General features: G+C 37.2%; 9 protein-coding genes. All 9 read right to left on the bottom strand.

The features are described from left to right. Positions 1-139: 139 nt before the first annotated feature. Positions 140-2,668 (bottom strand): polysaccharide biosynthesis tyrosine autokinase, encoded by a 2,529-nt coding sequence (locus tag ACE3RB_RS12875; RefSeq protein ID WP_374464571.1) that lies wholly within the window; start codon positions 2,666-2,668, stop codon positions 140-142. A 2-nt stretch (positions 2,669-2,670) separates the two neighbouring features. Next, positions 2,671-3,549, bottom strand: a complete 879-nt coding sequence (locus ACE3RB_RS12870) for a polysaccharide biosynthesis/export family protein (protein ID WP_374464570.1) — start codon at positions 3,547-3,549, stop codon at positions 2,671-2,673. A gap of 34 nt (positions 3,550-3,583) precedes the next feature. Further along, the gene (locus tag ACE3RB_RS12865) at positions 3,584-4,702 is read right to left on the bottom strand and encodes a glycosyltransferase family 4 protein (RefSeq protein WP_374464569.1); all 1,119 of its coding nucleotides are present in this window, start codon (positions 4,700-4,702) and stop codon (positions 3,584-3,586) included. A gap of 112 nt (positions 4,703-4,814) precedes the next feature. Then, positions 4,815-5,816, bottom strand: a complete 1,002-nt coding sequence (locus ACE3RB_RS12860) for a glycosyltransferase family 2 protein (protein WP_374464568.1) — start codon at positions 5,814-5,816, stop codon at positions 4,815-4,817. A gap of 3 nt (positions 5,817-5,819) precedes the next feature. Next, on the bottom strand, positions 5,820-6,890 hold the full coding sequence (locus tag ACE3RB_RS12855) for a formimidoylglutamase (RefSeq protein WP_374464567.1): 1,071 nt from the start codon (positions 6,888-6,890) through the stop codon (positions 5,820-5,822). Positions 6,891-7,033: 143 nt separating this feature from the next. Next, on the bottom strand, positions 7,034-9,595 hold the full coding sequence (gene topA / locus ACE3RB_RS12850) for a type I DNA topoisomerase (RefSeq protein WP_374464566.1): 2,562 nt from the start codon (positions 9,593-9,595) through the stop codon (positions 7,034-7,036). Positions 9,596-9,869: 274 nt separating this feature from the next. Next, positions 9,870-13,289, bottom strand: coding sequence for a T9SS type A sorting domain-containing protein (locus tag ACE3RB_RS12845; protein ID WP_374464565.1), 3,420 nt, complete (start codon positions 13,287-13,289; stop codon positions 9,870-9,872). A 211-nt stretch (positions 13,290-13,500) separates the two neighbouring features. After that, positions 13,501-14,640 (bottom strand): EpsG family protein, encoded by a 1,140-nt coding sequence (locus ACE3RB_RS12840; protein WP_374464564.1) that lies wholly within the window; start codon positions 14,638-14,640, stop codon positions 13,501-13,503. A 1-nt stretch (position 14,641) separates the two neighbouring features. Next, positions 14,642-15,649 carry a hypothetical protein gene (locus ACE3RB_RS12835; RefSeq protein WP_374464563.1) on the bottom strand — a complete coding sequence of 336 codons (1,008 nt, stop codon included), beginning with the start codon at positions 15,647-15,649 and terminating at the stop codon, positions 14,642-14,644. Between the last annotated feature and the right edge of the window lie 167 nt (positions 15,650-15,816).

Genomic DNA, 15,816 nt, shown 5'->3' with positions numbered 1-15,816 from the left:
CTTAATGTTTAGTTAAAAATAAACAAAAAAACATAATTTGTTATAAAGTAAACGGCAAAGTGGCAAAAATATTCTTTTTTTCATAGAATGAAAATACCTTACATATGAAAAAACCCCCATTAAATGAGGGTTTAATGCTTTATTTTTTATTAAATAATACCTGTACTCTATTTCTGATTCTTATTAATAACGGCTCTTTATAATTTTTATCTTCATCAAAATAGCCATAGCCGTAACCATATCCGTAGCCGTAACCATATCCGTAGCCGTAGCCATAACCATATCCGTAGCCATACCCCTGTTTCGTATTGTCGTCGTTATAAACAAGTCCCAAATTATCAATTTCATTATTGTGATATTTTTCCGTAATCATTTTCAGCATATACTTTTCTGTGTATTCATGGCGCACAACATAGATGTTTGCATCAGAATACTTCATCAGTTCATATGAATCTGCTACTAATCCTACCGGAGGTGAGTCTATAATAATGAAATCGTATTTTTCTTTAAGTTCTTCTATAAATCTGATATTTCTCTGGCTCATTAAAAGCTCAGATGGATTGGGAGGAATAGGTCCTGAAGTAGCAACATCAAGATTAGGAATCTTCGTTTTATTGATAATCTGATCTATTCCTACTTCTCCGGTCAGATAGTTTGAGATACCATATTTATTATCAATCTTAAAATCTCCAAAGATTTTTGGTTTTCTCAGGTCCATACCCAACAGGATTGTTTTTTTATCGCTTAATCCTATAACAGACGCCAAATTGATAGAAATATAGGTTTTTCCTTCACCTCCAATGGATGATGTAATCAAAATAACTTTTCCTTTTTCATTTTCATTATCCATCAGGAATCTCATATTTGCTCTTATTCCCCTGAAGGCTTCCGAAACAGATGATTTGGGCTGCTCCAGAACGGTAAGCATATTTTCATTGCTGTTATTCCCGATCACTCCAAGAAGAGGAATCTTTGTAGCACTCAGAAGCTCCTTAATATTTCTGATTTTATTATCAAACACTTCACCAATAAAGATAAACAGTAACGGAAGCAGCAGCATTCCTGAGATAATAGCTGTCTTAGCCAGCTTTACATTAGGCCCTATAGGTCTCTGTCCCAGGTTTTTAGCCGGGTCAATTACTGTAATATCGGATTGATTGGTAGCCATTCTCATCTGGGTATCACTCTGTCTGCCCAGTAAGCTGTTGTATGTGGCCTCAATCATATTATATCCTCTCTCTGCATCCAGGTATCTTCTTTCTTTTTCAGGATAAGAAGCTAAATCTGAATTGGCTCCTGAAATCTCACGGTCAATTTTATTAATTTCGTCGTAATATCTGTTATAATAGCCTCTTAAACTATTGGATGATCCCATTCTTGCTTCATCAATCAGTCTGTTGATTTCTCTCATAGGCTCTGATGAAGGCTTGTAAATGGTGGCCATTTCTGCTTTTTTAGCATATAAAGCTTTAAGCTCTGAAACCGTTGCGGAGAATATTCCATCTTCAAAACCGGCAGCATTGGTTCCAATCATTTTATCAAAATTCTGAGACTGCAGCGTGCTCTTGATATTGTTCAGGGAATTGATTTTGCTTATGATATCTGCTTTTTTAGCTTCCAGCTCTTTTATTTTTTCAAGAGATTTTTCATCCCTGTCCTTAATATTATAAAGCTTTTCTGAAGTTTTCAAATAATTCAGCACATTCGCACTTGAATCAAGTTTTTTACGAATATTAGCAAGGTTTTCCTTTAAAAAGAGATCTGTATTCTTATTAACAACATTTTTGTCAGCCAATCTCTTTTTTTGCAGTTCTGCAACAGACTTATTAAGGAAATTAACTGTACTGTTAAGGTTATACCCTTGTTTAGTAATAATCATGATAGACCTGATTTCTTTATCAAAATCCACTCCTGTGGTAGAAATAATCTCATTCACACTCTCATTTACTGAGTTCAAACTTACAATGATATTGTCCAGCTGAATTTTAGTAGGAACAGGATTTTGAAGCAGCCTGAATCTCAGGTTAGGAGCATTGTACCACTCGTTGACTTTAATAATCTTATCAGCCGGCCTGCTATAAGAGTTGATACTCTGAAAGCCTTCAACTTCATAGTTATATAAATTGGTAGATTCACCTTCTTCCGGCAAGACAACCTGATATGCCCCATTGCCTTTTGGTATCAGGGTAATAGGGTAATTAATCTGCTGAAGGTGTTTTTTATCAATCTGAAGAAAAACAGGTGAATCATTTTTATCCAGATAGGTAGATTTTATAAGCCCTTTTGTAGAATAGTTTACAAAAAGGTCTAATTCTTTTACCAGAAATTCGTTATGTGTTCTGGATAAAAGCATTTTCTTCAGATAAAGACCATCCTGATTTCCGGTGTCTCCCCAAATAAAGTTGATGGATTGGTTAGACTGTGTTGGTAAAAACTCAGAACCTTTACTGGAAGTACTTAAAGACAAATCGGATGCATAAATGTTCTGTGCATAATATTTACTGTAAATCCATGCAACGGCATAGCCTATAAAAAACATGAGTACAAACCAGTACCAGTTTTTAAGGATTCTTCTTAAAAAGTGTTCTAAATCAAATAATGCAAACGACCCATACTTTTCTTTCTGAGAACTGTTCTTCTCTGCAGCGGTTACTCTTTCTGGAATCATGGTTAAAGATTTTTAAGAAGTAAATAAATAGACAATGCTGTAGTAATTACCGAAACTCCCGTAGTTAAAGTCTGAATAGGATCTTTTCCGAATCCATTCAAGCTTTTTGCTCTTGTGTTCAGATAGATTTCATCTCCGTTCTGTACATAATAGAAAGGAGAATTCATAAGATCTTCACGGGTAAGGTCTATTTTAGCAATTTTGATTCCTTCCGGAAGTTTTCTGTGAATAACGATTTCTTTTTTATCTATCGTTCTGTTCAGCCCGCCATTAATAGCTAAAGCTTCGGTAATGGTAAGTGTATTTTTGTGAACTACTTTTTCTCCTGAAAGACCGGTAGTTTCCACATCACCAAGGATATAAAACGTAATACCATCTGTATTCAGACGTACTTCAGATTTACCTTCCTGGAAATTTTCATTTACTTTTTCCTGAATTTCTTTAGTAATATCATCTAATGTTCTTCCTTCGGCTTTTACATATCCGATTCCAAAAACATTGATTTCACCATTGGCGTCAACTTTCAGACCATTGAAATAAAAGTTTATATTTCCGCCTCTGCTTCCTCCGCCATTGCCGCTTACTCCTGCTGTACCACCTCCTGTTATTGCAGGGCTGGTTCCACCTCCACCTCCAATACCACCTGAAGTATTGTAAGAGGAATAAAATTGTGCTGCATCTCCTTTCGGAGTGGTCACAATATTAAGGTTAAGAATATCGTTTTTGGTAATCCTGTACACAGGAATATTGTAGGGAACAAGACCTTCTTCGTTAATTACAAGACTCTCACTCGGCTGCAGGTATCTTACATCCTTTGTTGTAATACATGAGGTAACTAAAAGAGGGAATATTAAAAATAAATATTTAAAGTTTTTCATCATATATAATATTATTTACAAAAGTAATATTTAATTGTTAATTTTTGTTATTTCTTAGTCGATATAGCAAATCCGGCAGATAAGCGCCCAAAAAGCCCAGTGAAAGCACTACCAATAATAAAAGATTGACATTAATGTGTCTCAGATAATAAGCTACTGCAACAATCATCAGATAGTAAAGAATAATATAAAAAGTAGACCTTCTATGCGTAAGATTCAGCTTCAGCAGCTTATGGTGAATATGGTTTTTATCAGCATCAAACGGGGATTTTTTGTTATAAAGCCTGACCATAATCACATTTAATGTATCTACAATCGGAAGGATGAGAATGGCAACTGCAACCACCGGAGCAGACTGAAGGTGATATCTCGGTACATCCACCAGATTTTTATCGATGAAAATGTCTATAAAACAAATAGAGGTAAAAGCCAGCAAAAAGCCAAGCAGCATGGATCCGGTGTCACCCATGAATATTTTACGGGTCCAGTAATTTGACAAATTATAGTATAAAAATGCCAGTACAGTCCCGATAATAACAACAGACAGCACTACCAGCGGATAATTATATTCTCCCAAACGGTAATAGCTTATTCCAAATAAAGCACTGCAGATGACAGAATATCCGCCTGCCAGGCCATCTATCCCGTCAATCAGGTTGAAAGCATTGATCAGAATAATAAATGTTATGATACTGAAGATCACACTTATAAAATATTCCAGCTCATATACCCCCAATATTCCGAATAGACTTCTGATTCTGATATCTGATCCGATAACGATCAATGAAGATACAACAATCTGTGCTACGAGCTTTTTGTAAGCCCTCATAACCACAATATCATCCATTACTCCGACATAAAGCAGAATAATTAATGAGGCAAATAGAAATTTATAGAGATCAAATAACTCATAAGCAAAAATGGATGCACAGATTCCTATGGAGTAAAAAATGGCGATTCCTCCCAGATTGGGAATCTCTCTAAGATGCGAACTTCTTATTCCAGGCTCATCCATCAGGTTTTTTCTTCTTGAGATCTTGACAATGGTAGGAATAGAGAAAAATGTAATTAAAAAGGAGAAAACGAAACCCAGCCCTATTTTTACGTAGAAAATAGGTATTCCCGATCCGCTTAAGAACAATTCAAAGTTTTTCATTCTTTTCTTATTCAGCACTTGCATTTCTTCAATAAAACTTATAATGCAGGACTTACAAGGTCTTCATTATCATTTCTACTGGGCGAAATAACAGTACTTACATTTGTGTTTACTAAATTAATTTTCTTATCAATCTTTTCTGTCCGGCAAAAAATAACAGATAAAAAATCTTTTTCTTCAACGGCAAAGATAAAAGATAATTCTTACCAAAACGACTATACTTCAATATATCTTGAATTTTTATTTGTCTTTCCTTCATAAAAAGGGCCAATTGATCAGACATACTATAAAATATCCCTTCTTCTTTCACAAACGCCAGATAGGCCAGAAACGAATAAACCCCTTCAAAAATCTGAAAATTTTTCAACTCTTCTTTTTTATGGGAATATGCGGATTCTCTGAATACCTTTTCTACGTCAGAGACTGCTTTAAGCATATCAAGCCCTTTTTCCGTATGGGTTTTTGTAATGGAATCGGTACGTTCAAGGTACTGATAATGGAAATTCTGGGTTTGCGCTATGGTTTCACATTCCAGTAAAAGCTGCGGAATAAGCTGGATGTCTTCAAAATGAACTCCTTTTTTAAATCTTTTCTGTTTAAAAAGTTCTTTTTTGAACAGCTTATTGCATGCAAAATAACTGATATCCGAAAATACTGAAAAGTTATCTTCAAGAGCTATCTTTTCAGGCATATTGGGAAGCTGAGTGAGTTTTTGGACAACCTTGCCGTTCTCATCCACTTTCTGGATATTTGAAATCACCATTTTAGCATTGTGCTTTTCTGCTAAAAGAAGCATTTCCTCAAACATGGTTTCAGTAACATAATCATCACTGTCTACAAAACCTATGTAATTGCCGGTTGCCCTGTCGATCCCGAAATTACGGGCATCACTTAAGCCACCGTTTTCTTTGGTATAAGCTTTTATTTTCTCCGGATACTTTTGCGCATATCCTTCAATAATTTTTCCAGAGTTATCTTTACTTCCGTCGTTCACTACAAGAATTTCAATATTCGGAAGACTCTGCTTCACGAGAGAGTCAAGGCATTTTGTCAAATAATTTTCGACATTGTAAACGGGAACAATAATGGATACTCTTGAGGGAACATTTGTCATACATTAAATTTTCGTCAGTCTTGCATTCAGCCAGCCTTTTTTAGCTTCATCAAAATCTTTTCTGGAACACGGAATGCAGTTTTCTATATTTTCATCATCACCAAAATACCACAAATTACTGAAAGTATCACGCTTGAATGCATATTGCCTGTCATCTATCAGCACATAAAACAGCTCATAGTTCCTTTCTTTCGGATGGGAATGCTGGATATTGATCCCTTCGATCAGATACCACAACATTTGTGCTAAAAGCTGGTGGTTCAGCTGGTTTTCCGAATAAATATTATAATTAAAAATCCCTACGGACTTCAGGTTTTCACTCAATCCTATTTCTTTCATGTAGGCACAGATTTCCCTTCTGTTCAATCCATTTACCTGCGGATTCATTGAAAAAGGTTCGCTAAAACTTTCAATAGCATCACAGTTTACAGTCACCAGGTCTGCTTTTCTGAAGAAAGGCTCTGTCTTTTCTGTGGAATTCATCATTTCAGCCAGTCTGATGATATCGAATTCTACTTCTTTGATCAGCCTTACGGAATCCATTTCGTTCAGATGTTTCTGATAACCTAAGTGATGATAATTTTTAATGGAGAAATTTTTAGCCCCGAAAATTTTGCTTAAAAAAGTGTGTTCATTGATCGCTTCTCCCTGCTGAAGGGAAATGATATTGCTGATCTGGGTATAATTGAGACTTTTCTTGTGAAAATTCAATGCTGAAAATAGTGAAAAGGCAAAATCATTGGAACCCCCAATAATTACCGGAATGGCTCTTTTATAATGACATGCCGACAGAACTTCCTGTAAGATATAATGGGTATCCTGAACTGATTTCCCGGATACCAGATCTCCAAGATCCACCACAGGAATTTCGAAATCCATCTGTGAAAGCTTATAAAATTCTTTTCTCACAGCCGTAAAATCCTGAACCTCAGCATCACCTCCGGCACCTCTGTAATCTGACACAAACAGAAGAACAATACTGTCTTCTCTGATATCTTTAGTAATCCGACTTCCTATCTGCCAGCTTTCTGTTTTGAAATTTCTTGGTGAAATGATAAAGTCTTCGAAATCCATATTTTAATTTGAATGTAATAATTGATTAATTGCTTGATGAAACAAACATACAAAAAACATAGAAACTGAGTAAGACATGGATGCTTTTGTTCATAAAAAAAGCCGTCAACAGATGTTAACGGCTTTGTATCATTATTTTACATTTACTTTTTTTTGGCTGCAGGTTTTTTTGCAGCTGTTGTTTTCTTTGTAGTCGCTGCTTTTTTGGCGGCTGGTTTTTTCTTTTCGGCAAAGGCTTTCGGATCTTGATCTGTAATCCACTTTTTCACCTCATCTAAAGAAAGTTCTTTCAGCTCCTCAGCTTCATATTTTGTATCGTCTGCTTTTTTCGGAATTTTGAACATGGCTTTTCCAAACTTGATGAAAGGACCCCATCTTCCGTTTTCAATGGAAATTTTTTCTTTTTCCCACTGCTGGATGTATCGGTTGGCTTCTTTTTCCAATTTAGCATCAATCAGCTCATTGATATCGCTTTGAGAAAGATTTTCAAAATTGTATTTCTTCGGAACATTCACAAAAATATCCCTGTACTTGATAAATGGTCCGAATCTTCCGGATCCTTTTGTTACAGGTTCATCTTTATATGTAGCAATAGGAGCATCAGCAATTTTCTTTTCACTGATAATTTCCTCGGCACGCTTCTGATCTACAGAAAGCGGATCTTCACCTTTAGGAATACTGATATACGTTTCTCCCCATTTTACATAAGGTCCAAATCTACCTACTCCCACAGAAACCGGCTGTCCATCAACTGCATTTAAATCAAAAGGTAATTTAAACAGTTCCAGAGCTTCTTCAAAAGTAATGGTTGCGATATTCTGACCTGCCATTAACGATGCGAAGATCGGCTTTTCCTCATCATCCGTTTCTCCTATCTGGATCATCGCCCCGAATCTTCCGATTCTTGCATGTACATTTTTACCGGTCTTAGGATCTACTCCCAATAGCCTGTCTCCTGTTGCACGGTCTGCATTTTCTTCTACATCTTCAATTCTCGGGTGGAATTTTGAGTAGAAGTTCGTCATCATTTCTTTCCACTTCTGATCACCGCTTGCAATTTCGTCAAAGCTTTCTTCAACTCTTGCCGTGAAACCGTAATCAAGGATTTCCCTGAAGTTATCTGTAAGGAAGTCATTAACAACTTCACCTATATCTGTAGGAACAAATTTATTTTTATCGCCTCCGAATTTTTCCTCAAGAACTACTTTTTTGATCTTGTCTTTTACCAAAGACATTTTGATCACTTCACGGGTCTGTGGCTCGATTTCCCTTTTATCCACATACTCCCTGTTCTGGATAGTCTGAATAGTAGGCGCATAGGTAGACGGTCTACCAATCCCTAATTCTTCAAGTTTTCTAACTAATCCGGCCTCGGTATATCTTGCACTCGGTCTTGTGAACTTTTCAGTAGCAGTAATGGTTTTGTAGCTTAAAACTTCCCCTACGCTTACTTTCGGCAGCAACTTGTCGTTGTTTTCTTCATCATCATCTTCAGTTTTCACGATTCCGTACGCTTTCAGGAAACCGTCAAATATGATCACTTCTCCCTGTGCCTCAAAATGATGTGGCAAAGAGGTATTTCCAATTTCAATTACTGTCTTTTCGATCTTGGCGTTAGCCATCTGAGAAGCAAGTGTTCTTCTGTATATTAACTGATACAACTTATTCAGCTGAGCATCTCCTATGCTTTTCACACCAAAATCTGTAGGACGGATGGCTTCGTGCGCTTCCTGTGCTGAAGCAGATTTTGTTGTATAGTTTCTCGGAGAGGAATATTCTGCCCCGTATTCTGAGACAATTTGTTTTTTAGCGCCTTCAATGGCTTCCTGAGAAAGGTTTACAGAGTCTGTTCTCATATAGGTAATAAACCCTTCTTCATACAGTCTCTGTGCCAGACGCATGGTATTGGTAACGTTATACCCAAGTCTTGAAGAAGCCTCCTGCTGTAATGTAGAGGTTGTAAAAGGTGCTGAAGCCGAACGTGTACCTGGTTTGGTTTCAACATTCAGAACTTTAAATTCTGTGGTTTTTGCTTGCTCCAGGAATTTTTCTGCCTCTTCTTCTTTTTCAAAATCTTTCTTCAGCTTGGCAGCAATTTCCTGCTCTGTTTTATTCAAAAAGATACCGTCAAGTTTAAAGCTTGCTTTCGGAATGAACTCGCGGATCTCCTTTTCTCTCTCAACGATTAATCTTACGGCTACAGATTGTACTCTACCTGCAGACAGCCCCGGTTTTACTTTTTTCCATAAAACGGGTGACATTTCAAAACCTACAATTCTGTCCAGCACACGTCTTGCCTGCTGTGCATTTACAAGATTCTGATCAATATCTCTCGGATTGTCAATTGCTTTTAGAATGGCGTTTTTAGTAATCTCGTGGAAAACAATTCTTTTTCTGTTTTCAGGCTTCAGCTTCAGCTCATCTGCCAAGTGCCAGGCAATAGCTTCTCCCTCGCGGTCCTCATCGGAAGCCAGCCAAACCATATCGGCTTTCTTTACTGCAGCTTTTAACTCTGTTACCAATTTCTTTTTGTCTGCTGAAACTTCGTAATCAGGACTAAAGGTAGCAAGGTCTATCCCCATTCCTTTTTTAGGGAGATCCCGGATATGCCCGAAACTGGATTTCACTTCAAAATCCTTTCCTAAATATTTCTGAATAGTTTTTGCTTTTGCCGGGGACTCTACGATTACTAAATTTTTCGACATTCTAACTAAAAATTTTTGCAAAAGTAAAGCTTTTTTATTATATACTTTTTGTTAAACAGGTTTAATTTACTAATCCGAATGCTTTACACCTTCTTTTAATACCTGTTTTCTGAAGAAACAAGTCTTTTGTAGTGTAGGTTTTAGACTATTATACAAATCTCTGCAAATCATGATATAGAATTTTTCACCAGCCGTAATAGATGTAAGAAATATGTCCGTGTGGTAAAAAGCGGAACAAAAGGCATTGTCCCGCTTTTTCTGTTTATTTAAAACTTTATCGTTTTATAATTTTAACAGTTGCTTCTGAATTATTGATTCTTATCAGATATACTCCTGCATTTAAAGATGAAAGATCTGTCTGGTTATTAATAAACTGCCCTGATTTTACAAGCTGTCCCAGGGCATTAAAAATTTGAAAATCGTACTCTTTATTTTCTGTAGCTTTTATATAAAGAATATTGGATACAGGGCTGGGATAGAGTGATATCTTGTTATCGGTAGTTTTAAGTGCGGCATTTGCAGTACTTAATGTAGGGCCGTTCGGTATTACGGTGGTTCTTGAGGCCGGGCCTTCTTCATTGCCATTGGCATCATATTCTATTTTTACACATCGGCATCCCGTTCCGAAATAGGGGTCATTATTGTCATGAAAAACTATTAGTCTATTGGTTGTAGGAGCCGCATCAAATAAAACATTGACTGATCTTCCCAGATAATTAGAATTTAAGGCGGCCGTCCAGACGGCCGGATACTGATAGTTGAGCACATTAAATGTTCCCTGTGCTGACTGATTTGCCGTCACACTTCTGAATCCTCTTGATCCGGAATCGGGATAATTTCCTAAAGGATATGCAGGGTTATTAAAGATATATCCTACTGTAGCGTTGGCAGCGTTTCTCACCCTTGTCCCCAGGTAATCAGTGGTAATACTGTATGACGTTGCTACATTTTTATCTTTTTTATACCAGGGAGTCTGCCCGAAATCTGCTGCGGAAACCAAGGCTACATTGGTAAGGTCAGGAATTCTCCAGCCTTCAGGACAAGGATCGAAAGATGATTTTTTACCTCCTCTGCCCCATCTGTCCGGCGCTAAGTTAGGCTCTGTTGCAAGCCAGTCTGTTCCGCTGGTATAATTAGGTGTGGTGCTGTTATAAGGCGCAAAAGTACTGGGGATCATGTATACCAAAGGGTTTTTCACAGAATAGGATAATATTTTGGAGATTTTATCGGCTGGCTTATCGGCTGCCTGTACATTTGATGCTGCGGCATAGGTATTGTAAGGGACAATATAACTTCCTGAAAGATTATTATAGTCAGTCGGATTAAGCGTACTGTAGGTAACAGTTCCATTGTCTGCAGCCGCTCCTAAAAACACATTGTAGAAGCTTCTGTTATCTGCATACTGAAACACAGGAATAGGGTCTTTTCTTCCCCATTGATAGTGCAAACCGGTAGAGGCGCGGATTTTTAAAAGTTCATCAGCGGTAGGAGCCTGCGGATTGGCAACCGCAGGAAAAGCATCTGCAGCTCCGAGATTCCGATCCATAAAAGTCGTCTGGAAAACCACATCAGCTTTATCTGCATAATTCACATAGTTTGTAACTGCTGCCGGGGCCTCGGTAGTATAGGTGTAAGATCCCACAGGAGAATCCGTCACCCAAATATGCCAGCTCCAATATACAGGTGATGATATGCTGCCGTTATGGAGTGTTACAACCGCATTTCCACTTTCATTGGGGGCAATTTCCACAGCTATTTTAGAATTGGCAATATCCTGCAGCGATGAAGGTGAAGGATTCACCACTGTAATTTTATTAACAAGGCCTGGATTGGTAGTCCAAAGGACGTTTCCTTTTAAATTATTAAAACTGGAAGGATTTAATATTTCAGCGTTATTCAGTAACTGACTTTGTACAGAGAATGCCTTGCTGACCGGAATCTCGACAACGGTAACAGTTCCGCTTTTTACAATCTGGTACGTATTCGGATTATTGAATCCTTCTTTATATTCTGTAGCAGCAGGCAGATATTCCGTTGGAAAATCATAGTCATTGATCGTATAAAGAGGATCTTTTATACATCTGCAGCCATTCGCATCTGAAGTATACATTATGGACATAGGAAAATAATAATAGCGTCCTTTAATATTAGGATAGTTTGCATCCGGGATATCGGGCTGTGTTTTATCCGGAATCATAGAAAGTCCTCTGACAGTAACAGCCGGAGAGGTATCAAACTGCCGGGCCATGGTAGCCGTCCAAAGTGCAGTGTGATGCTGATCAGTATACTGTCCCTGGTGGGCACCTCTGATAAGCTGTCCGTTTCCCGGGAAGATCCCCATATTGTATCCTCCGATAGCTGAAAGATCAAAACCTATGTTAGGATAAATTTTAAATCCTGTCATGAAGGCAGGAACTCCTGCATTGGTAGGCTTTACAATATGGTATTTATTGGTCTCAAAAACATTTTTCGCCATATTGGTCCTTACTCCGAAAGGTGAAAAGTCTATTCTGATATCGTCCACATAGGATGAAGAAGCCAGGTTGGCAACCAGCATAGAAGGGACCCGCCATCCGTTGGGACACGGATCATAAGGAGATTTATCTCTATAAGGTTTTGCTTTGTCATCGGTATTGTAAATAGCTTCTATTTTCCCCTGTGCATTATCAGACCAGAGATTGAGCTCTGAAAGCCTGTTCGTGGGCAAGGTTGTGGATTTCCCAAACCAATTGACAGGAAGGTTGAGATTATTGTTGTAGTACGCCTGTCCGGAATTGTCATCTTTGTTCACATAAATAAGGCTCAAAGGATTTTTTACAGAAAGCCTTATATTATTGGTTACTTCCGCTGCAGAAAGCAGGACGAATTTCCTGAGGTCATCAATACTTACAGCATTGGTCATATTCTTTGCTCCTCTATGCCTTATTCTACCTATAGATCCTGAAGCTTCATAAAAATCATTTCCTCTTGTAACTAAAGGAGGAATAGGATCTTTTCTTCCCCACTGATAAAGAAGTCCAATGCTTCTGTTCCAGTCTGATGCAGTAATAGAGCTTGTAATTGCTCCAAGGTTTCTATCCATCCATTTCCAGTCGGAATCAGGGATAACTTCAGTGGTTCCGTCTGATTTCATTCTCTTAATATTACTGAAACTTCTGTAAGTGGATCCGTTTGTAGGATCATCAGTCACCCAGATATGCCAGCTCCAATAAATTTCTCCATTTACTTTGAAAGCAATGACGGCATTTCCTTTTTTCGTTTTATTGATCGGGACTTTTATTTTGGCGTCCTGTCCGGTTCCCGTTATTTCCAGCATATAGTTTACTCCTGATTTTATAAGCCCATGAACATCTTCCCATAAAACATCCGCTGTTACAACACCAGCCGGAATACCGCTTCCGTTAAGGTATCCGCCACCCTCCCACATTGCATACGCTTTTTTTACCGGAACCAGCAATCCCTCACTGTTCTGACCGGGATCAAAAATGTAATTGTTAGGAGCTTTTTTCCAATCCGGAAGGAATAATCTCGTCAATCCGGGTAACGGTCTGGCGAGTGAGTCCGTATTTTTAGCCGTCCATCCTGCTTTAATATGCCCATTTGAGGAAAGGCTTTCCCTGACATTCCCTTTAGAACAGATTCCCAATGATATCAGACAGAAGACTGCCGCTAATTTTTCAGCTAACCTTTTCATACCTTATAATTTAGTGTTATTACCCAAGTGCAATTTTTAAGCCTATTTCAATAAAAAGAGATTTATTTTGTAAATAAAAACAACATATTTAAATCATATTATTAATAATTCAAAAACAAAGCTAGTAAACAGTACAAACATGAACAAGCCTTTCACAAAAAAAGACAGCCTAATGACTGTCTTTTAATTAATTATATTTTAATTTCAAATTCTATGGAAGAACATAGTTCTGATAACGCTCTATTGAAAATCGTCCTGCCTTGATATTGTTAAAGATAGCAAAGACGACAAAATTGAAGACGACCAGCGAAATAATAAATGCATAGATCATATTTCTTACTTTTCCTGAAACCACATACATTGCATTTGGAATAATAACATATGCGAATCCGATGAAAGCTCCCACAAGTCTTGACGAGAATATAGGGTTATTTCTGAAGATAAAGTAAAGGCAGATTCCAGCTACAGCATAGTTTCTATGATATTCGTAATAAGGATACAGCTCTTTCATCTTGGTATCAAAAGCGAAAAGGAAGAAAGTAAGAATAGCCATCATCACCTCAGGAATTCCGATACCTCCGTTCAATCGCTCTACCGTCTGATCCATATATCCGTTAAACCCTTCTACCAGGGTACTGTCAGAAGCCATTCCATCTAAGAAACTACCAAAACTTCTGTATATCTCAAATGGAGATAAAAAGACAGAGCCAACAATCATAATCAGCATCACCGTCTTATTGATCGGAACACGTGCCAGCCAGTACATGGGGAGGAATAAATAACATACACTGTGTATACCTGATCCTATGAATATAAAAAATAAGTAATGCCAGAGTTTCCTTTCTTTAATATATCGTATCGCAAAGTAAACAATGAAAGTACCTAAATTCTGTCTGATCTGCCCGCTTTCTCCAATAAAGAAATTGGGAATAAACATAAAAAGGGTAAAGGTAAAAGGATAAAAAGTATTATCTTCCGTATACTCTACTTTAAAGATCATCGCAAAAATAGCAATGACCAACGTAAGCATATAGAAAGGGGCATCAAAGATATTCAGAAGAATTTTATTAATCAAGGTATACAGCCATTCCACATCCAGGGTTTCCGTTCCTTCCATATGGAGCATCTTCATAAAGATACTGTAATAGCTTTTGGTATCAGAGTAAATATAAATCCCTTTATAACTTCCGTAATCCGGGCCCACATCTTTTCTAAGACCAACAATAATGATAAAATAAACAGCAAGGAACCAGAACCATTTTTTATCAACCTTCTTTCCATACACTTCCTGAACACTGAAGAACAGCATATAGAGGATTGCAACTAAATAATATGGATGTAATAAACTCATGCTAAATCTCTGATGTTTTTTTAAACTGATGATATGCTGTGATTATCCCGGTCAGAATTAAAGGCAGAAACAGCCTCACCTCCCAATACAGCCCTACTAAAGTAATCATAAGAAGGTAAGGAATGGAGAAGAAAAAATACTTCCCGAAAACACTCCTGTTCTCCGGTGCTGTACAAAGCTTATATATAAAATAAATCACAATTAATGCAAACACCAATCCCGCAAGGTTGAAAGGGCTGGAAAAGTTTCTGTTGATATAAAAACCTTCCACAAATGTGGTCTCCTCCTGCACAAGTACAGCCCTCAATCCCAGATAAGGAATCAGAAAAGCAACGACCAATGGTATTATTTTCCAGATAATCTGATAGTTTCCTTTTTTCAGCTCATCAACATGAAAAAAAACAGCGGCAAAAAAAGCAATATTCAGACAGGCAGTTTCTCTTACTAGGGTAGAGATTGCAATTAAGCCGATAAGAATAAAAAAGAAAATATTTTTTCCGGTATCTGAATATTTCAGGGTCAGATAAACGCCCGCAAGATAACAGAAAAGCGCTATAGTATCACAGTTTGTGGGTGCATACTGTGTTATTACAATAAAAAAAACAGATAGAAGATGGATGATTCTTCTTGCATTAAGGTTCAGAAGAAGCCCTGTTGATTTCAACTGAAAAACAGCATTCAAAATCAAGGAACATAAAATAAAGAAAACACTGTTCATCAGGAAGAGGCCATGATAAAAGGGCGTTCCATTCTTTGACAGAAAATCTTTGAAGAAAGAAAGAGGGCCGTTGATGAGATAGTACATAAAATCCGTCATCCGGACACTCAGATAATTGGGAATCACTCTGTAAGCATATACCGAGGAAAATAAAAAGTCAGGCGTTTTTTCTGATGTTTTCAGTCTTGTATAAGAGGATTCAAATCCATAATAAGACATTGCAAACAACAGAAGCGGAAGTACTATTACAAACAGAAATCCGTTTATTTTTTCATCATTTCTTTTCAACATATCTAAAACAGATTCTTATTTTTTAATAATAATTGTGGTTTAAAATACATTTTTCAAAAGGGAACTTTTGCAAAAGTAGAATATTTTTTGAATCTTCCTAGAATATTTTATTGATTTTCAGTCAAAACTTATTGCTAAATATTTTGAACTAATGCTTAAAAAATTAA

Origin of the sequence: Chryseobacterium sp. (assembly GCF_041914225.1) — a bacterium.
GTDB lineage: Bacteria > Bacteroidota > Bacteroidia > Flavobacteriales > Weeksellaceae > Chryseobacterium.
Note: the sequence above shows the minus strand (reverse complement) of the source record. Positions and strands in the feature narration are given on the sequence as shown.

What these genes read in the sequence shown, in the direction of transcription:
- ACE3RB_RS12875 (WP_374464571.1), bottom strand. Translation starts at nt 2,668, where the DNA reads ATGATTCCAGAAAGAGTAACCGCTGCAGAGAAGAACAGTTCTCAGAAA.
- ACE3RB_RS12870 (WP_374464570.1), bottom strand. Translation starts at nt 3,549, where the DNA reads ATGATGAAAAACTTTAAATATTTATTTTTAATATTCCCTCTTTTAGTT.
- ACE3RB_RS12865 (WP_374464569.1), bottom strand. Translation starts at nt 4,702, where the DNA reads ATGAAAAACTTTGAATTGTTCTTAAGCGGATCGGGAATACCTATTTTC.
- ACE3RB_RS12860 (WP_374464568.1), bottom strand. Translation starts at nt 5,816, where the DNA reads ATGACAAATGTTCCCTCAAGAGTATCCATTATTGTTCCCGTTTACAAT.
- ACE3RB_RS12855 (WP_374464567.1), bottom strand. Translation starts at nt 6,890, where the DNA reads ATGGATTTCGAAGACTTTATCATTTCACCAAGAAATTTCAAAACAGAA.
- topA (WP_374464566.1), bottom strand. Translation starts at nt 9,595, where the DNA reads ATGTCGAAAAATTTAGTAATCGTAGAGTCCCCGGCAAAAGCAAAAACT.
- ACE3RB_RS12845 (WP_374464565.1), bottom strand. Translation starts at nt 13,289, where the DNA reads ATGAAAAGGTTAGCTGAAAAATTAGCGGCAGTCTTCTGTCTGATATCA.
- ACE3RB_RS12840 (WP_374464564.1), bottom strand. Translation starts at nt 14,640, where the DNA reads ATGAGTTTATTACATCCATATTATTTAGTTGCAATCCTCTATATGCTG.
- ACE3RB_RS12835 (WP_374464563.1), bottom strand. Translation starts at nt 15,649, where the DNA reads ATGTTGAAAAGAAATGATGAAAAAATAAACGGATTTCTGTTTGTAATA.